At 37.5% G+C, this 19,335-nt stretch carries 17 protein-coding genes; 12 read left to right on the top strand and 5 right to left on the bottom strand.

Annotated features, from left to right (window positions below; genetic code table 11):
• Window positions 1-113 precede the first annotated feature (113 nt).
• The 3 genes from ACQ2HF_RS12710 to ACQ2HF_RS12700 form a co-directional block, all read right to left on the bottom strand.
• Complete coding sequence (locus ACQ2HF_RS12710) at window positions 114-2,630, bottom strand: M14 family metallopeptidase (protein WP_432410791.1); 2,517 nt, start codon at window positions 2,628-2,630, stop codon at window positions 114-116.
• Window positions 2,631-2,860: 230 nt separating this feature from the next.
• Window positions 2,861-3,262: a PUR family DNA/RNA-binding protein gene (locus tag ACQ2HF_RS12705; RefSeq protein ID WP_432410790.1), complete on the bottom strand. Its 402-nt coding sequence runs from the start codon at window positions 3,260-3,262 to the stop codon at window positions 2,861-2,863.
• 65 nt (window positions 3,263-3,327) lie between these two features.
• The gene (locus ACQ2HF_RS12700) at window positions 3,328-5,082 is read right to left on the bottom strand and encodes an ABC transporter ATP-binding protein (protein WP_432410789.1); all 1,755 of its coding nucleotides are present in this window, start codon (window positions 5,080-5,082) and stop codon (window positions 3,328-3,330) included.
• Between the two features lie 120 nt (window positions 5,083-5,202).
• Here ACQ2HF_RS12700 and ACQ2HF_RS12695 point away from each other — a divergent pair, with 120 nt between their 5' ends.
• From ACQ2HF_RS12695 to yajC, 4 genes are all read left to right on the top strand, one after another.
• Entirely contained in the window at window positions 5,203-6,300 is a 1,098-nt protein-coding gene (locus tag ACQ2HF_RS12695; RefSeq protein WP_432413096.1) for a Glu/Leu/Phe/Val family dehydrogenase, read from the top strand.
• Between the two features lie 91 nt (window positions 6,301-6,391).
• Window positions 6,392-7,333 carry a transcription antitermination factor NusB gene (gene nusB / locus ACQ2HF_RS12690; RefSeq protein WP_432410788.1) on the top strand — a complete coding sequence of 314 codons (942 nt, stop codon included), beginning with the start codon at window positions 6,392-6,394 and terminating at the stop codon, window positions 7,331-7,333.
• A 49-nt stretch (window positions 7,334-7,382) separates the two neighbouring features.
• Complete coding sequence (locus ACQ2HF_RS12685) at window positions 7,383-7,862, top strand: DUF1573 domain-containing protein (RefSeq protein ID WP_432410787.1); 480 nt, start codon at window positions 7,383-7,385, stop codon at window positions 7,860-7,862.
• Between the two features lie 20 nt (window positions 7,863-7,882).
• Window positions 7,883-8,185, top strand: a complete 303-nt coding sequence (yajC, locus tag ACQ2HF_RS12680) for a preprotein translocase subunit YajC (protein WP_432410786.1) — start codon at window positions 7,883-7,885, stop codon at window positions 8,183-8,185.
• A gap of 68 nt (window positions 8,186-8,253) precedes the next feature.
• Here yajC and pepT read toward each other — a convergent pair whose 3' ends face one another.
• On the bottom strand, window positions 8,254-9,492 hold the full coding sequence (gene pepT, locus ACQ2HF_RS12675) for a peptidase T (RefSeq protein WP_432410785.1): 1,239 nt from the start codon (window positions 9,490-9,492) through the stop codon (window positions 8,254-8,256).
• A gap of 86 nt (window positions 9,493-9,578) precedes the next feature.
• On the opposite strand from pepT, the gene ACQ2HF_RS12670 reads away from it, so the two are divergent.
• A complete protein-coding gene (locus ACQ2HF_RS12670; RefSeq protein ID WP_432410784.1) occupies window positions 9,579-10,610 on the top strand; it encodes a quinone-dependent dihydroorotate dehydrogenase in 1,032 nt (343 codons plus the stop codon).
• On the opposite strand, the gene ACQ2HF_RS12665 is transcribed toward ACQ2HF_RS12670, so the two are convergent.
• Window positions 10,600-11,511, bottom strand: coding sequence for a spondin domain-containing protein (locus ACQ2HF_RS12665; RefSeq protein WP_432410783.1), 912 nt, complete (start codon window positions 11,509-11,511; stop codon window positions 10,600-10,602). The two genes, ACQ2HF_RS12670 and ACQ2HF_RS12665, sit on opposite strands and share 11 nt — an antisense overlap.
• A 62-nt stretch (window positions 11,512-11,573) precedes the next feature.
• On the opposite strand from ACQ2HF_RS12665, the gene ACQ2HF_RS12660 reads away from it, so the two are divergent.
• The 7 genes from ACQ2HF_RS12660 to ACQ2HF_RS12630 all read left to right on the top strand — a co-directional run bounded on the left by ACQ2HF_RS12660 (window position 11,574) and on the right by ACQ2HF_RS12630 (window position 19,333).
• Window positions 11,574-12,188, top strand: coding sequence for a LysE family translocator (locus ACQ2HF_RS12660; RefSeq protein ID WP_432410782.1), 615 nt, complete (start codon window positions 11,574-11,576; stop codon window positions 12,186-12,188).
• Between the two features lie 117 nt (window positions 12,189-12,305).
• Window positions 12,306-13,169, top strand: coding sequence for a hydroxymethylglutaryl-CoA lyase (locus tag ACQ2HF_RS12655; RefSeq protein ID WP_432413095.1), 864 nt, complete (start codon window positions 12,306-12,308; stop codon window positions 13,167-13,169).
• Window positions 13,170-13,180: 11 nt separating this feature from the next.
• Window positions 13,181-14,752, top strand: coding sequence for a bifunctional metallophosphatase/5'-nucleotidase (locus ACQ2HF_RS12650; RefSeq protein WP_432410781.1), 1,572 nt, complete (start codon window positions 13,181-13,183; stop codon window positions 14,750-14,752).
• Between the two features lie 66 nt (window positions 14,753-14,818).
• Window positions 14,819-15,298, top strand: a complete 480-nt coding sequence (locus ACQ2HF_RS12645; protein ID WP_432410780.1) for a heme-binding domain-containing protein — start codon at window positions 14,819-14,821, stop codon at window positions 15,296-15,298.
• A 113-nt stretch (window positions 15,299-15,411) separates the two neighbouring features.
• Window positions 15,412-16,635, top strand: coding sequence for a DUF4856 domain-containing protein (locus ACQ2HF_RS12640; protein ID WP_432410779.1), 1,224 nt, complete (start codon window positions 15,412-15,414; stop codon window positions 16,633-16,635).
• Window positions 16,636-16,724: 89 nt separating this feature from the next.
• Window positions 16,725-17,840 carry an imelysin family protein gene (locus tag ACQ2HF_RS12635; RefSeq protein ID WP_432410778.1) on the top strand — a complete coding sequence of 372 codons (1,116 nt, stop codon included), beginning with the start codon at window positions 16,725-16,727 and terminating at the stop codon, window positions 17,838-17,840.
• Window positions 17,841-18,049: 209 nt separating this feature from the next.
• Complete coding sequence (locus tag ACQ2HF_RS12630; protein ID WP_432413094.1) at window positions 18,050-19,333, top strand: HTTM domain-containing protein; 1,284 nt, start codon at window positions 18,050-18,052, stop codon at window positions 19,331-19,333.
• Window positions 19,334-19,335: the final 2 nt, after the last annotated feature.

Here is a 19,335-nt window from a genome sequence, read left to right as displayed (position 1 = left end):
TTTTATTACCTTTTAAAAAAAACACTCGAACTTACGAGTGCCTTTTTAAAGATTATTTTCAACCACAAACCACAAACTACCAGCGAAGCATCCTGCCCGCTACCAACTATTTCCTACATCTCATCCCCAAAGAAAATAGCATTCATCAACAGTTTGTTGGTTCCGTACCAAAAAGCTCTGAAGTTGGTGTTGTCTGTAAAATAGATTACTTGTCCGCGCCCTAAGCCACCTGTTTTAAAAGGAACTGTGTTCTTTAATTCTTCTAAGTTTGGTTTGGAAATATAGCCGGCTAACAACGGGGAAGCTGTATACTGAATTGGATTGTTATAACTATTCTCATCGGCTTCTACAAACAGCGTTGTATTTCTAAACATAGGTAACGTACTGTTTTTATAACCAAATGCAATAGGGTGGGAGCGGTCTAGTTTGGCTTCAAATATAGCGCCTCCAATTACCTGGGCTCCAAAATAGTCGCCACGTTGTTCAAAGGTGATGGCTTTTGCCGTATCTTGTTTTTTCTTGAATTTCATCTTTAGCAGCTCATTACTTTCTAAATAACGGCCTGCGTTTCTAAAACCAATAAGAGTACCGCCTGTGCGTACCCAATCTTTCAATTTTTCGGTGTCGTCTTTATCTAAAGCGCTTCCCCAGGTGGCTGGCAAAATAATATCGGTATATTTACTCAAATCCATACGCCCAAAATTCTTAGTGTCTAGCTTTGTAATGAGCATATCATACCGCGTGTCGAACAAGTGCCAAATCTCTCCAGCATCACTTGGATTAATACCTTCCCCTACTAAAAGTCCTACTTTTGGCATTTCAATAGCTCTAAACTGGCCACTTCCTAAATCTATCCCTTTGGTTAATCCGGTTTGTACGCCTGTGAATTTTACGCCTGTTTCTTTACTTACTTCAGTTAAAAATTTATTCAATGCTGCGCCTTGTAATTTTTGGTTTTGTACAGGAATCATCACGGTACCGTAATCATAGGTTACGTTTTCCAATGTAAACGGACTCATTCCAACCTTGGCTCTTAATCCTTCTTTTAGAATTAAATTAAGCGCTTTTGGGCTGTAATACTCGTGCCATTCCATAACATAGGCATAATTTGAAGTGTTGGGTGCGTTTTGAATTTTCATTTGTAAATCGGTCACTTCTTCACCTGCCTGACTTAATGCTACATCCTCGGAATAATCCAGGTTGAAAGCTAAAGGAAACGTCCACGCAGAAATATCATAAAACAGACTGTCTTGAAAGGTAGTTCGCTTTTCGAACATCGCTTTTATGAGACGTGATTGTTTCTGGTTCTTCGGAATGATGTAGCTAAAACCTTTTTTATAGTTTTTTCCATCTTTAGTGAAGTCATTTTTTACTTCGTGGAATTTTATTTTTTGACGTTGTAAAATCTGAGCTAATTCATAGGTTTTTCCAGCATCTTTTTCGTCGCCAAAGACAATAGCGCCAGAGCCTCCTTCGCTACGGGCTTCATTATAAAAAGTACGCTGATAGTCTAAAATCTCTTTGCGCATCCCAACGGCTGCCTCCAATGTAGAAAGTGCTGCCGTAAACTGGTTGCGAACCGTAAATGGAAAGGTAAGAATGCCATTATCGCTTTCCTGTCCGTGTCCACGAGAAGAAGCCTGCTCAAACAGAATTCCAATTCCGCCATTAATATCCGGGAAGGTGCTTCCTTTCCCGTAATAGAAATCGTCAAAATTCTCTTCGGTATAATAGAAGCTTCCTATTTTATCTAAAGCTTTTGCGTGGTAATTCCCAATCTTACCGGTTAGCTCCTGGTTCAGTTTTGGTGTTAAAGGATTTGTTCTAGATGGGATTCCAGGCTGAAAGAAAAAGCTGGAGTTGGTTCCCATCTCGTGGTGATCTGTCAAAATATTTGGATACCAATTATGAAATGTAGTTATACGGGCACGACTTTCTGGGAGTTGCACAGGCAGCCAATCCCGGTTCATATCGAACCAATAGTGATTTGTACGTCCGCCAGGCCATACTTCGTCATATTCGCGATCGTACGGATCTGGATTTATATTTTCACTTTTATGCATATTTGCCCAATAGGAAAAACGTTGTAACCCATCTGGATTTAGTGAAGGATCAAATAAAATAATTGTGTTTTTTAATAATTCGTCAATTTTTGGACCTTGAGCGGCTGCCAGATAATACGCTGCGGCTAAAGATGCGTTGGAACCACTTGCCTCGTTTCCGTGAATTGAAAATCCCTGGTAGACAACAATTGGCATGTTCTCCGTGGTTAAAGCATTGCTACCGCTTTCGGTCAAGCCGATGTGGTTTTTTCTTATGGTTTCTATAGTACTGTGATTTGCTGGCGAAGTGATCGTTAACAATACCAAAGGTCTGCCTTCAAAGGTGGTTCCTCTGTTTTCCAGGGTGATGCGGTCGCTTGCTTCTGCTAAGGCGGTCATATAATAGACTAATTTGTCGTGGGTGACGTGCCATTCGCCAACTTCGTGACCTATGATACTTTTGGGTGTGGGGATATTTTTATTATAGGTTACATCGGTTGGGAGGTAGTAGTCTAAATCTACGTTGTAATCTTGTGCTACAGATGTGATTGTGATACATAAAAAGGAAAGGAGGAGTAGTTTTTTCATAGTTGTGATTGTAAATTTTTAGCCTTTGCGTTAGTGATTGAAGCGCCATACTTTTTTGCGTATACGTGCTCTTGGGTTATGTTCTGGGCACGATTGGCAAAAAAGATATAGCTGAAAGCGCGTCCTGTTTTTCGCTTTTTTTAGCGAAGAAACGGGAAACGCCCATCTCGTAAAAATAAAAAAACCGCCTCTAATTAAAAGGCGGTTTGTGGTAAAATATTTTTTTGAGATTATATATCGTCAAAATTAATATCGGTAAAATTGGTTGTTGCTGGCTCATCTGCTACCGTTCCAGCTTCGGGAGCGCTTTGTGGTCCACCAATCTCATCATCTTTTTTGTAATCACTTTGGTGGCGTTCGCTTATTACTTCTTCGCCTTTTTCGTCGATGATGTAGTCTATCATTTCGCTCACGTGGTCTTTAAACTCTGTAAAATCTTCTTTATATAAGTAGATTTTATGTTTTTTGTAATGAAAAGAACCATCGTCGTTGGTAAATTTCTTGCTTTCAGTAATGGTTAGGTAGTAATCTCCTGCCTTAGTAGATCTTACATCAAAAAAGTAGGTACGGCGACCGGCGCGCATTACTTTGCTGTATATTTCTTCTTTCTCCATCGAATAAGTATCGCTCATAGTAGTATTTGTTTTTATACGTCTGCCAAAAATCAAAAAAAAAACTAAATAAGCCAAACGCTTGGCTACATTTCTTTTTCAGAAAGTTGTTTATTATATAATTCTTTATAGTAACCTTCTTTATTTATAAGTTGTGAATGAGGACCTTGTTGTATGATTTTGCCTTCTTCCAGTACAATAATAGTGTCTGCATTTTTTGCTGAAGAAACTCTGTGGCTTACTATAATTGTTGTTTTTTTAGCCGAAATGTTGTTTAGGTTTTGTAAGATTTCCTCTTCAGTTTCGGTATCTACTGCTGAAAGGCAATCGTCAAACAATAATATTTTTGGATCTTTTATAATAGCTCGGGCAATAGAAACACGTTGTTTCTGTCCGCCACTTAATGAAATTCCTCGTTCGCCCAGTATGGTATCGTACCCGTTCGAAAAACCTACAATATTTTTATGTACCGCAGCATTCTTGGCGGCTTCAAATACTTCTTTATCTGTTGCTTCTTCTTTACCAAATTTTATATTATTCTTTATGGTATCGCTAAATAAAAACGCGTCTTGAGGCACATACCCAATAGCCTGACGGATAGTATTAAGATTACGTTCGGCAATGGGAATCCCGTCTATTTTTAACGTACCGCTTTGCACATCGTATAATCTTCCAATAAGCTCTAGAATAGTAGATTTACCGCTTCCCGTGTTGCCAACAATGGCCAGCGTTTCACCCGCTTTTACTGAAAAAGAAATATTTTTTAACGCAGTGATGTTCGTGTCTGGATAGGTAAATGTTAGGTTGTTAAATTCAATGGTGCCCGCTACGGTTTCAGTTTTTGAAACGGTGTTTTGGATGGCGGGTACTTCTTTTAAAAATTCGTTGATTCGTTTTTGAGAAGCTTCGGCTTGTTGCACCATGCTGGAAACCCATCCCACAATAGCAACGGGCCAGGTGAGCATATTCACATAAATAAGAAACTCTACAATAGTCCCAAAATCTATTTCATTATTAATGTATTGGTTACCGCCAATATAAATTACCAGAAGGTTGCTGGCGCCAATAAGCAACACCATTAAAGGGAAAAATAAGGCCTGTATTTTTGCTAAATCTATGTTTTTGTCACGACTTGTTTCAGAAAGGTCTACAAAGCCGTCATTTATTCTTGGTTCGATGCCGTAGGCTTTTATGACCGAAATCCCACTAAAACTTTCTTGTGCAAATGTGGTGAGTCTGGAAAGTACTTGTTGTACAATGGTGCTACGTTTATGGATAGCCTTACTTAATTTATAGATAAAAAATGAAAGGATGGGCAGTGGTGCAACTACATATAAGGTTAGGAGTGGAGCCTTGTAAAACATATACGAAAGCACTACTATAAAAAGCGTAATTGTAGTGGTGCTGTACATAACAGCGGGGCCGGCGTACATTCTTACCTTTCCTACATCTTCGCTAATACGGTTCATTAGGTCTCCTGTTCGGTTTTGTTTGTAGAAGCTTAGCGAAAGACGTTCATACTGTTCAAATACAACGTTTTTTAAATCGAATTCTATATGTCTAGAAACCACAATAATTGTCTGTCGCATAATAAAGGTAAACAATGCTGCGAGTAGCGTAGTACCCAGTATGAGTAAGATGTTTTTAATAAGCTCAGACTTTACATAGGCAAGATCTGTAGTTTCCCCACGAATATATTCATCTACCACATTTACAGTATCTCCAATAACAATGGGTACGAATAATTTGAAGATTGCAGCAACAATTGTAACTATGAGCCCCAATAATAACCTTCCTCTATATTTAATAAAAAAGCGGTTAATGTACTGTAATTCTTTCATTTAGAGCTAATATTTTTAGTGACAAATAAGTGTTTTAACAACTATTGTTTTGCGGGATTATTAATTTAAGACTACTTTTGCACGTCCTTTTTGAGGATATCTTAAAAATTGAACAAATTTATGGTAACGGATATAATGAACAAAGAAGACTTAAAAAAAATGGCTCCTGTCTTTGGCCAACTATCTTTTGACAATCACGAACAAGTTGTTTTTTGCAACGACAAAGATACGGGATTAAAAGCAATTATTGGTATCCACAACACGGTCTTAGGACCTGCTTTGGGAGGCACCAGAATGTGGCAATACAATAGCGAGTGGGATGCCTTAAACGATGTTTTGCGTCTTTCTCGTGGTATGACATTTAAATCTGCCATCACAGGTTTAAACTTAGGAGGTGGTAAAGCCGTAATTATTGGCGATGCAAAAACTCAAAAAACGCCCGAATTAATGAAGCGTTTTGGTGAGTTTGTACATTCGTTGAGTGGTAGGTATATAACTGCAGAAGATGTGGGGATGGCTACCAGTGATATGGATTTGGTACGTACCGTAACTCCGTATGTTACTGGAATCTCTGAAGAAAAAGGAGGTGCAGGAAATCCATCACCAATTACCGCCTACGGTGTGTTTATGGGGATGAAGGCCGCTGCAAAATACGCTTACGGAAGTGATATTCTGGAAGATAAGACAGTATATGTAGAAGGTATTGGAAATGTTGGGGAAGCTTTAGTAGAGCATTTGTCAAACGAAGGTGCTAAGGTATACATCTCAGATATTAACCAGGAACGTCTGGAAGAAGTGAGAGATAAATACAATGTAGCTATCTACGGAGGTAATAATATCTATGCAGAAGACATGGATATTTATGCCCCTTGTGCACTGGGTGCAACCATTAACGACACTACGATTCACCAATTAAGAGCGAAAATAGTTGCTGGAGCAGCAAACAACCAGTTAGCTGAAGAGCTAAGACATGGTAAGATTTTACAAGATAGAGGTATTGTATATGCACCAGATTTCTTAATAAACGCAGGTGGAATTATTAATGTATATGCCGAATTGGAGAACTACGGAAAACAAGAAATTATCCGTAAGACTGAAAACATCTACAACACCACACTAGAAATACTGAAAAATGCTGAAGCAAAAGATATCACAACGCACCAAGCTGCCCTCGATATTGCTCAGTCAAGAATTGATGCTAGAAAGAACGAAAAATAGTTTTTTCGGCTATAGAATATAGTATCTTTGCAGCGCACGAAACTAAATTTTGTGCGCTGTTTTTTTCAACACAAAAAGTTCTTTATAATCTATGCTCACAAGAAGACATATTAGGGTTAAAGTTTTACAATCTGTATACGCTTTTAACCAGACGCAGCACGCCGATCTGGACAAGCAGGAAAAATTTCTTTGGTATAGCATAGAGCAAATGCACGATCTCTATGTGCTATTGCTTCAAAGCATGGTTGCTTTAAAGAATCATTCCGAGGCATATTTGCAAAAGTCACAACAAAAACATTTGGCTACTGCTTTAGAATTAAATCCTAGCAGAAGATTTGTAGACAATAAAGCCATTGCGCTTTTAGCCGAAAATTCTTTTCTTCAAGAAATTTTAAAAAAGAAAAAACTAAATTATTGGAAAGAAGACGATGAGTATATCGCTATCCTTTTCAGAGACCTTCTTTCTAAAGAATGGTATACCGATTATCTTTCGCAACCGGAAACTTCATTTAAAGAAGACAGAACATTTCTGGTGAAAGTATTTAAAGAAGTTATTGCTCCCAACGAAAAATTATACGAATATATTGAAGATAGACGCCTTACGTGGGTGGACGATTTCCCCATTGTAAATACGGCTATCGTAAAAATGCTGGGTAAAATTTCAGAAGGTAATAGCGCAGCCGTTATTCCTGCGTTGTATAAAAATGAAGATGATAAGGAGTATGCTATCCAATTACTTCGAAAAGTTATCTTAAACGAAGAAAAATTAGTGTCTCAAATAGACGGCAAAACACCTAATTGGGACAAAGAGCGTATCGCCGAAATTGATTTTACAATTTTAAAAATGGGAATTGCAGAATTTTTATATTTTCCATCCATTCCCGTGAGAGTTACGATTAATGAGTACCTGGAAGTTTCCAAAGAGTACAGCACACCAAAGAGCAGTATTTTTATCAATGGAATTCTAGACAAACTCGTGAAGGAATTCACAGAAAATAAGACTTTAAATAAAATAGGCCGTGGTTTGCAATAAAGGCAAAAAATAGTTATTTTTGCGATTGAAATTTTAAATAAGTTATACTATGAAAAAATCATTTTTGATCATCGCTGTACTTTCAGCATTCATTTTTACATCTTGTAAGGACGAAGCTTCAGAAAAAGTAAAAGAAGAAAACGTTGCAGCAGCGGCAGACAGAGACGAGAACTCTGGGAAGTCCCCAGTAATGCAGTTTGAGAAAACAGTTCACGATTTTGGTACTATAGACCAAGGAACAAACGTAGAGACCATATTTACATTTACAAATACAGGGGACGCTCCTTTGGTAATTGTTGATGCAAAGAGTAGCTGTGGATGTACTGTTCCTACTTGGACAAAAGAACCAGTTGCTCCAGGAGCTTCAGGTGAATTATTGGTAAAATTTAATGGTACCGGTAAAAACCAAGTAAGTAAAACGGTTACGATTACAGCAAACACCAAGGCAGGTAAAGAAACGTTACAAATTAAAGCTTTTGTAAATCCTACAGATGGTGCTTCAGCAGGAACGCCATTAAGCGGAAACTAATAAAAGCTTAACCCTTATTTATGGAATCATTACAAAGTTTTGCCCCACTCATCTTAATGTTTTTGGTTGTCTATCTATTTATGATACGACCGCAAATGAAACGCTCTAAAAACGAGAAAAAATTTGCAGCAGACCTTAACCGAGGAGATAAAGTGATTACCAAAAGCGGAATGCATGGTAAAATCCTTGATCTTAATGATGATGGGACTTGTATTATAGAATCTGGTGCTGGTAAAATGAAGTTTGAGCGTTCTGCTCTTTCTATGGAATTGAGCATGAAGTTAAATGAAAATAAAAACAGTACCATTATTGAAAAGAAATAAGAGGTATTTATAAAACAAAAACCTCGCAATATACATTGCGAGGTTTTTTTATGCTTTTTATTTTTCTATTATTTTTTCTGCGGAATCAACTGCGCAATATTCACAATCACCTCGATAGCCTTTAACATACTCTCAACGGGAACATACTCATAACGTCCGTGGAAGTTATGGCCACCTGCAAAAATATTTGGACAAGGCAATCCCATAAAACTAAGTTGAGAACCGTCCGTGCCCCCTCGAATGGGCTTAATATTAGGTTTTATCCCTGCTTGCCTCATGGCTTCTTCGGCAATGTCTACAATGTGCATTACAGGTTCAATCTTCTCACGCATATTGAAATATTGGTCTTTAATTTCAATCGTGATGACTTCTTTTTCAAATTGTGTATTTAATTCATCTGCCAATTTAACCATCATTTCTTTTCTTGCCTCGAAATGCCCCTTATCATGGTCTCTAATAATATACTGCATTTTTGTACCATCTACCTCTCCGTTTATGCTATACAAATGAAAGAAGCCTTGACGGTCTTCGGTATGCTCTGGTGTTTCCATTCTTGGGAGTGAGTTAATATAGTCTGTGGCTATATACATACTATTCACCATTTTTCCTTTGGCATACCCTGGGTGTACAATTTTACCTTTTACAGTAACTACGGCTCCTGCGGCATTAAAATTTTCATATTCCAGTTCACCAATTTGGCTGCCGTCCATAGTGTAAGCCCAATCTGCCCCGAATTTTTCTACATCAAATTTATGAGCGCCACGACCAATTTCTTCATCTGGAGTGAAGCCTACTCTAATTTTTCCGTGTTTTACTTCTGGATGTTGCACTAGATATTCCATAGCCGAAACTATTTCGGCAATACCTGCTTTATCATCGGCTCCCAAGAGGGTAGTACCGTCTGTAGTAATTAAGGTTTGACCTTTATACTGAAGCAAATCGTCAAAATCTTTTGGAGACAGAATGATGTTGTTATCTTTATGTAAAACAATATCTCCGCCATCATAGTTCTCGATAATTTGCGGCTTTACATTGGCACCAGTAAAATCTGGCGTAGTATCAAAATGAGAAACGAAACCAATAACAGGAACATCCTCATCAATATTGGAAGGTAGCGTAGCCATAATATAGGCATTCTCGTCTATAGTTACCTCTTGCAGTCCTATAGCTTTTAACTCTTCTACCAATGCTTTGGCAAGATCCCATTGCTTTGCGGTGCTGGGTGTTGTATTGCTTTCCGGGTCGCTTTCGGTATCCACAGTAACATACTTTATAAATCTATTAATTAAGTGTTGTTTATCTATCATAGCTTCTGAATTTCCTTACAAATTAACGGAATAACCCAAACATTTTTAACGGTTTTAATACTATTTTTGCACAACAATATTTTAGCATGTACAAATCCCTTCTTCGTCCCTTATTATTTACATCAGATCCTGAAAAAGTACATTACGCTACTTTTAAAATGGTCAAAAATCTTCATAAATTAGGGTTTGCAAGTATTTTCCGAAGTATTTATAAAAGAACCGACAAAAAATTAGAGCGAAATTTATTTGGTCTCACATTTCCTAATCCAGTGGGTTTGGCTGCTGGATTCGATAAAGATGCAAAACTGTACAAGGAACTGGCAAATTTTGGTTTCGGGTTTATTGAAATAGGAACGGTGACGCCAAAACCCCAAAACGGTAATCCAAAAAAAAGACTTTTTAGATTAAAAGAAGACCAAGCTATTATAAACCGAATGGGGTTTAACAATGGTGGTGTTGTTGAAGCTGTAGCGCGCTTAAAAAACAATCCAAAGCCAGGAGAAAAAGGGCACGTTTTAATTGGTGGCAACATAGGTAAAAACAAAGTGACCCCTAACGAAGAGGCGGTAAACGATTATTTAATTTGCTTTGAAGCCTTGTTTGCGTATGTAGATTATTTTGTGGTGAATGTGAGTTCGCCAAATACGCCTAATTTAAGAGCCCTACAAGATAAAGAGCCACTTACAAAACTTTTAAAGGTTTTAAAAACTGCAAATTCTAAAATGCCAAATCCTAAACCAATTTTACTGAAAATTGCGCCAGATTTAACTAACGAGCAGTTGCTGGATATAATTGATATTGTAGCTGAAACGAAAATCGATGGTGTGATAGCAACCAATACAACTATTTCCAGAGAGGGACTTCAGTCCGAAAACAAATCTGAAGCAGGCGGATTAAGTGGAAAACCCTTAACAAAGCGCGCCACTGAAGTGATTCGTTTTCTTTCAGAAAAAAGTAATAATGCCTTTCCAATAATTGGAGTGGGAGGAATACATTCTGCAGAAGATGCTCTGGAAAAAATTGAAGCAGGTGCAAGTTTGGTTCAACTATACACAGGTTTTATTTATGAAGGGCCTTCTTTAATTGCTAAAATTAACAAAGCGCTACTTACTGCTTAATTATTTTCTTTATTACTTTAGCATTTGTAAAATCTGTAATCTGTGCAATATATACTCCGTTGGATAGTGCCTGTAGATCCAGCGTATAGGTCTTTTCATTTTGAACATTTGCTGTCATCACTTTTTTGCCAAGAACATCGTATATATCAATTGTTTTAATAGCGTTATTAAGTGAAATAGTAATAGCTCCTTTTGTTGGATTTGGAAAAAGTTTCAATTTTGTACTATTTGAATCATGTACACCCAAAATAGTTTTTAACGTAATAGTTAACGTCCCGATTTTTTCATTTGAAAAAGGTGTAATTCCTTGAGCGCTCGTAATGTTTTGTTTGGGGTTTGTATCTGCATTAGGAGAGCTATAGTCATTACCGCTATCGGTTCCGGCATCTATTGGATATAAATCTATAACAATGCTTTCTCGCCATTCTCCAAAAGAATCTAGTAATGCTATACTATTTACTCCAATCATCCAATCTGGACTTGGCGCAATCATACTCACCAAAGTTAGCATAGGGTAGTCTGAATTGGTTTCAATAGTATTAATTACCATTTGTCCAGCCGCAGTTCCTAAGCTAGGGCCCTCTACTAGGTTATTTGCAGTATTGGCGTCTATAGCAGCATTTATTTCAGCAAAAAAAGCACCATTGCTTCCTTGTTCGGCAACTGCTTCAATACCTGCTGAAGCAATACTATTTATCTCCCAAAAACTAACTTCATTAGTATGCGTAGCACCAACTAACTTAGACCAGTGTGCACCGCTAGGAAGACTACCAGTAGTGTGCGGGTGTGTAGCTTGAGACCAGTTGCTTTCGAAGACTACCGAGTATGTTGCGGTAGATTGTGAAATACCTAGCGAGAAAGTTAATAAGGTGAAAAGGGCAAAAAGTGTATTTTTTTTCATGATATTTGGTTTGCTATAACAAGTACTAACAAATACTGTTCCTTTCATGAAGTTTTAAGAATATGATTGAAATAATAATTTCTTTTTCCTTTGCTACTTTACTATTAGCACTCTCTCCAGGACCCGATAATATTTATGTGCTCACCCAATCGTTAGCGCACGGTAGTAGTAGTGGTATTGCCACAACGGCAGGTCTCATTAGCGGCTGTATTGTGCATACTGCATTGCTCGCTTTTGGAATTTCGGCTATAATAGCTGCTTCGCCAAACCTCTTTTTTATTATAAAATGTATAGGTGCGGGCTACTTACTTTACTTAGCCTATAAAATTTTTAGAGCAGAGGCTTCAATAGCTATACACGAAGACACTGCACAAAAAAAATCGAATTGGCGTTACTTCAAAATTGGCGTATTTATGAATTTAGTAAATCCAAAAGTGATGCTCTTTTTTATAGCTTTTTTTCCAGCGTTTCTTTGGAATCCTACGGAGGGAACTGCGCTTCAGTTTTTTATTTTAGGTGGAGTTTTTATGGTTCTTTCATTTCTAATTTTTAGCACTATAGCATTGTTAGCTGGGAGTATTTCAGCGTATTTAAAAGCCCATAAAAGCGTGGGATTAATTTTAAAGTGGCTTCAAATAATTGTTTTTGTTGGAATTGCAGTATTTATTTTTATATGAAGTCCTACCCTCATTTTTCTATTTTCTATATTCTTTTCTCTCCTATACGTATATTTTTTTCAGAAAATCGTAGATCGAACTTCATAATTAGTGGTTCAAATACTATCTTTGAAAGTGATGCAAAATGTAAAAATTATAGAATGTCCTCGGGATGCCATGCAAGGCATTAAAGACTGGATTCCTACCGAACAAAAAGTACAATACATCCAATCTCTTTTACGCTGTGGGTTTGACACCATAGACTTTGGGAGTTTTGTCTCACCAAAGGCTATTCCGCAAATGACGGATACCGCGAAGGTTTTAAGCAAGTTAGATTTATCCAGTACCGAAAGTAAACTGCTGGCTATCGTTGCCAATGTAAGAGGTGCCGAAGCTGCGCTGATGCATCCGGAAATTCAGTATTTAGGATATCCCTTTTCAATTTCTGAGAATTTTCAAATGCGTAACACCCATAAAACTATTGAGCAATCTATTGAGATTTTGAAAGAGATTTTAGAGTTAGCGGCTATTCAGAACAAAGAAGTTGTGACGTATTTATCTATGGGATTTGGAAATCCGTATGGCGATCCATGGAATGTAGAAATAGTAGGAGAGTGGGCAGAGAAACTTGCAGAGATGGGTGTAACCATTTTGTCGCTTAGTGATACCGTAGGGACGTCTACCCCAGAAATTATTACCTATTTATTTAAAGATTTAATACCTGCGTACCCGCAAATAGAGTTTGGCGCGCATTTACACACGACTCCAACGGCCTGGCACGAAAAAATACAAGCCGCCTATACTTCAGGATGTAGAAGGTTTGATGGTGCAATCCAAGGTTTTGGAGGTTGCCCAATGGCAAAAGACGAGCTTACAGGAAATATGCCTACTGAAAAAATGCTTAGCTTTTTTACTGCTGAAAAGGTAGCTACCAACATTAACCCAATGTCTTTTGAGAGCTCCTATAACGAAGCTACTAAAATTTTTAGCACTTATCATTAACTCAACCGAAGATGAAACCAATACCAACAATAGTTTTAAAGAAAGCGTTTAAAAAAATCTCCTTTCTCTTTTCGCTGCTCTTTGTACTTTGTTTCAGCTGTAAAACTCCTTCGCCAGCTACAAAAACAAAAGAGACTACCATCGTTTTCAAAATAGTTCAAATGAACGACGTTTATGAAATAGCACCATTGAGCGGTGGTAAGTATGGTGGGCTAGCACGTGTGGCTCATGTAGTAGACTCTATAAAAGCTGAAAACCCAAATACTTTTTTAGTAATGGCGGGTGATTTTTTAAATCCGTCGCTATTAGGAACTATTAAAGTTGATGGAGAAACTATTCGGGGAAAGCATATGATAGATGTTATGAATGCTATGGAAGTGGATCTGGCAACCTTCGGAAATCATGAATTTGATTTAAAACCAGACGATCTTCAAAAACGATTAAATGAATCTGAATTTGCCTGGACGTCTGCCAATGTCTTTCAGCAAACCAAAGAAGGGCCTATGAGCTTTTATACCATTAAAGATGGGGACTCTATTCGAATTCCGGATACCTATACCTTTCAGATTAAAAAAGCAGATACCACAGCTCTTACCGTTGGTTTGTTTAGTGTGACTATAGATTCTAATCCACAGGATTATGTTTTTTATAGTGACTATTTGGTTGAGGCTAACACTGCTTTTCTTACGTTAGAAGCGCAAAAAACCGATGTTATTTTAGGACTTACGCATTTAACGCTGGAACAAGATACCAAAGTGGCGAATGCACTACCTCAAATTCCTTTATTAATGGGTGGTCACGAACATAATCATATGTTAGTGAGCGTACATAATACAAATATCGTGAAAGCAGATGCTAATGCTAAGACCGTGTATGTGCATACGTTTACCTATCCATTGAATACTAAAAAATTAAATATAGTTTCAGAATTAGTTCCTATTACAGATAAAACGGCATCGTCCCCCAAAGTAAAAGCAGTTGTTGATTCATGGAATAGCATTCTGGATGAAAAAATTAAAGAAGTAATATCCAATCCTTATGAAGTTATTTATAAAGCGATACCACCTCTTGATGGAACCGATAGCGCCAATAGAAGTACCCAAACCAACCTAGGCCAACTCATTACGAAAGGAATGGCCTATGCATATAAAGATGACGTGGATTTGGTCTTTGTAAATGGTGGTTCCTTTAGGTTAGACGATAGGCTGGAAGGTGATGTAACGAGTCTAGATATTTTTAGAGTATTGCCCTTTGGCGGGAGTATCTATACAATAAAACTGAAAGGAAGTTTACTTAAAAAAGTATTAGATTATGGCGAATCTCATACAGGAACAGGTGCGTATCTACACCGTATGTCTGTCGCTAAAGAGTCCAATGATGGGCCTTGGCTATTAAAAGGAAGCCCTATTGGAGATGAAATAATTTATACCGCTGCCATAAGTGATTTTCTGCTGAAGGGTTTTGACATCCCTTTTTTGACTCCAGAAAATGAAGGTATTATAGCTATTTATAAGCCTTCAGAAAGTGAAATGGCTGGTGATATTAGAAAAGCGGTCATTAATTACTTGAAAGACGAACAATAAGATGCTATTTTTTTATTAGATTAGTTCTAAATAATAAGTAGTTTTGAATCCATAAAACAAATCCCTATGAACAAATTTGTACGTTATTTTTTGCTTTTAGCTTTGGCTGCTTTGGTGATTATTCAATTTATACGACCCGAGAAAAACAATGGCGGGTATGAAAGTGTGATGGCTTTTGAAAAAGAAACAGTGCCTAGCCCTGAAGTTGCTGAACTATTAAAAAATAACTGTTATGATTGCCATAGTAATCAAACACAATATCCTTGGTACTCTGAAATTGCTCCAGTTTCATTGTGGCTGGATGAGCATATAGAACACGGGAAAGGACATTTTAATGTGTCTGAATGGAATACCTATTCCATTAAAAAGAAAGATCATAAACTAGAAGAATTGATAGAATTTGTAGAAGAAGGGGAGATGCCACTAGATACGTACACCTGGTTACACGGAGATCTTTCTGAAAATGACACCAAACTTATTCTCCAATGGGCTGGTTTAACACGACTTAAATACAAAGGACAACTTGAGGTTTCTCTCAATCCATAAAAAACACTATTTTTATTTAAATTAGTTCTAAATAAGCTTGTGAGTTTTCATTTTGCTTTTTATTTTTGCGCTGAAATAATCAACTATTTATATTCAGTCTAAATAAAATTAAAATGAAAAAATTAATTATTCCTGCAATTATAGCCGCAGCAGTATTCACCTCTTGTAGTTCAGATGACGATAGCGGAACTGCTATCTCAACAAATGTTGAAGCTCCAGCAACCTACGTATTTGAACGCGACGGCGCATCTACAGTCTCTTTTAGCGGACAAACCACTCGTATCTTAATGGCCGATGAAATTTTAGGAGCCTTTAAAGACTTTGATAATACTACCGAAACTTCATTACAAGCTATGTTCGCTCACGAGGAAGGAGCAAACGATTTTAGTGATGCAAATTTAAATGCCTCCGATAAAAATGTGCGTAGCAAAATAGCAGCCTCCAAAGATTTTTTTGGAGCAAATGCTACAGAAGCTTCACAAATAAAGAGTACGTTCGATGGGTATATTTCAACCCAAATTAATGAAGTGTTTCCAAATCAGAATACAGCCGCCGCTCCAGGAGTTGCGGGACAAATTGCAGATGGATCTTCAGTGAGATATGTTACCGGAAAAGGACTTGAAATGAACCAGGCCTTCGCCAAAGGATTGATTGGAGCTTTAATGATGGATCAGATGCTAAATAATTATTTAAGTACAGCAGTTCTTGATGAAGCAGATAACCGTGATACGAACGATAATGACATTACCGAAGGTGACAATTTATATACCACAATGGAACACAAATGGGACGAGGCATATGGTTATTTATTTGGTGCCAGTGCTAATCCGGCGAATCCTATAGCAACTATTGGTGAAGACGATAGTTTTTTAAATGAATATGTAGGTCGTGTAAACGATGATTCAGATTTTGATGGAATTGCCTTAACTATTTACAATGCCTTCAAATTGGGTAGAGCTGCTATTGTTGCCAAGAATTACGAAGTCCGCGATGAGCAAGCAGCGATTATTCGTCAAAAAGTTTCAGAAGTAATTGCCATTCGCGGCATCTACTATCTTCAAAATGGTAAGACTGCTATTACAAATGGCGATATGGGAGGAGCCTTCCACGATCTTTCTGAGGCCTATGGTTTTGTATACAGCCTTCGATTTACAAGAAACAATTCAGATGGGGTCTCTTTCTTCAGTAGAAGTGAAGTAGATGGTCTTATTTCCGATTTAATGAGCGACGGTGCAAATGGTTTTTGGGATATCACTCCAGCTAGCTTGGATACCGTTTCTGAAGCCATTGCCGCAAAATTTTCATTTACTGTAACAGAAGCTGCCAGCACAGAGTAGTTTTTTTTTACAAATAGCCAAAGCAACCTATTTCCTGCAATGAAATAGGTTGCTATTTAGTACTTTTGCAAGCTTTAAATAAACTGACAATGAGAAAAATTTTAATAGTATTCACCTTTATAACAGCAATCTACGCTTGTTCAAAAAGTGACGAGAGTACACCAGAAGTAGCAGAAGATAGTTTTGACCGCTCGGCCATGCTCGTACATTGGGCAGACAATAGTATTGTGCCTTCTTATAATCAATTTACAGCAGATGTTGCTTTGCTTTCTACACGTTCAGGTTCATTTATTCAAACACCAGATCAAGCAACATTAACAGCTGTTCGAAATGCATACAAAGATGCTTACATAGCTTTTCAAAATATTTCTATGTTTGAAATTGGCCCTGCAGAAACGGTACGATTTAGAGACAGGATGAATACCTATCCAACCAATGTTTCAGAAATTGAATCATTTAGTATTTCCGGAAACACAGATTTCACGCTTCCATCCACCAATGATGCACAAGGATTTCCTGCCATAGATTATATGATATATGGTGTAGGTTCGACCGATGCTGAAATTTTAGATTTTTATACAACACATCCAAATGCCGAAAAAAATAGAGACTACCTTACTGCATTAACCAATAGCATTCTGGATCTTGCAACTAATGTAAGAGACTCATGGACTGGAGGCTTTCGTGACGATTTTGTAAATAACAACGGTTCTTCCGCTTCGGCGTCTGTAGACAAATTAACAAACGATTTTATTTTCTACTATGAAAAGTCATTACGAGCTGGAAAGATTGGTATTCCTGCCGGCGTGTTTTCAAACGCCCCACTTCCAAATACGGTGGAAGCATTTTATACCAAAGACTTCTCAAAAACACTCGCAGTAGCAGGTTTAAACGCTACGGAACGTTTCTTTAGAGGACAATCTTTTAGCGGAAATCAAACAGGTCCTAGTTATGCTTCCTATCTCAATTTTTTGAATACCATAAAAAATGGTGAAGATTTAAGTGGGTTGATTTTGGCACAATTCGCAACTACAAAAAGTAAATTGAATGGTTTGGATTCGGATTTTACAAACCAGATACAAATGGACAACGGAAAAATGTTAGAAACGTATGACGAATTGCAACGTAACGTAATCCTCTTAAAAGTAGATATGCTACAAGCGTTGAGTATTGATGTAGATTTCGTGGATGCAGATGGAGACTAGTTTTAGTGAATTTGTAGTCAGTAAATTAGTATGCAGTAATCAGAAGATTAGGTTTTGTTTACTATCAGTCGTGTCTCCTGGTTCTAAATAGTCGTGTTTCATTTTCAAGAATATCATAAAATAAGTATCTTATTAATTTACTCCGAACATATCTAAACAAAAATACAGAGGCTGCCCCATTGGCGGTCTTTCGTATTTTTTTTGGTGTGATGCTTTTTGCGAGTCTTGTCCGTTTCTGGGCACACGGCTGGATCGAAAAATTATACCTGGAGCCTAAGGTTCATTTTAGTTATTACGGTTTTGAGTGGGTGCAACCCTTAGGTAATTTTACCTATGTTTTGTTTGCGGTTTGTGGTATTTCTGCGCTGCTGGTAGCAGTGGGATATAAATACCGAATCTCAATTATCATCTTCTTTTTGAGCTTCACCTATATAGAGTTCATGGATAAAACCACCTATCTCAATCACTATTATTTTATAAGCTGTCTTTCATTTCTACTAATCTTCCTACCAGCGCATCGGTACTTTTCTATAGAAGCAAAACAAAACCCGAAGAAAGCAAGTTTTTATATTCCACAATGGTCCATCGATTCCATTAAGATTTTATTGAGTATCGTTTATTTATTTGCAGGCTTAGCAAAATTAAACAGCGATTGGCTGGTAAAAGCTATGCCGTTAAAAATATGGTTGCCCTCCAAGTATGATATTCCTTTTTTAGGTGATTTGTTGCAGCAAGAGTGGGTGCAGTATGCCTTTAGTTGGGGCGGTGCGGGATACGATCTCGCTATTCCATTTTTATTATGGTACCGAAAGACGCGATGGCTTGGCTTCATTTTAGTTGTCGTTTTTCACGTATTAACGCGGGTTTTGTTCCCAATTGGCATGTTTCCTTTTATAATGATTGTAAGTGCCCTTATCTTTTTTGATGCCAGATTTCATCATAAAATTCTATCGTTTATTTCCAAAGTATTCAAAATTTCAAAAGACAGCTGGGATGCTAAAGTGAAAACTAGTTCCGTAGCTGGAATACGCAAATTTCAATATTATGTGGTGGGCGCATTTATAGTGTTTCAACTGGTATTTCCGTGGCGCTATTTGGTGTATCCTGGCGAGTTGTTTTGGACGGAAGAAGGCTACCGTTTTTCATGGCGCGTTATGTTGATGGAGAAAGCGGGATATGCCCAATTTAAAGTGAAAGATGGAAAAACAGGCAAACAGTTTTTGGTGGATAATTCTGACTTTTTAAATGCATTTCAGGAAAAGCAAATGAGTTTTCAGCCTGATTTTATACTACAATACGCACACTATTTAGGCGACCATTTTTCCTCACAAGGGCACCAAAACCTGGAGGTATATGTTGAAAGTTATGTAGCGCTCAATGGCAGATTGAGCGCGCCCTATATTGATCCCACAGTAAATTTATTGGAAGTGAAAGAGAGCTTTGCACACAAAGATTTCATCCTTCCGTTTAACGATACCATTAAAGGTTTATAAGC

Origin of the sequence: Rasiella sp. SM2506 (assembly GCF_050859505.1) — a bacterium.
Classification (GTDB): Bacteria; Bacteroidota; Bacteroidia; order Flavobacteriales; family Flavobacteriaceae; genus Marinirhabdus.
This window is presented reverse-complemented; position numbering and strand designations above follow the sequence as displayed.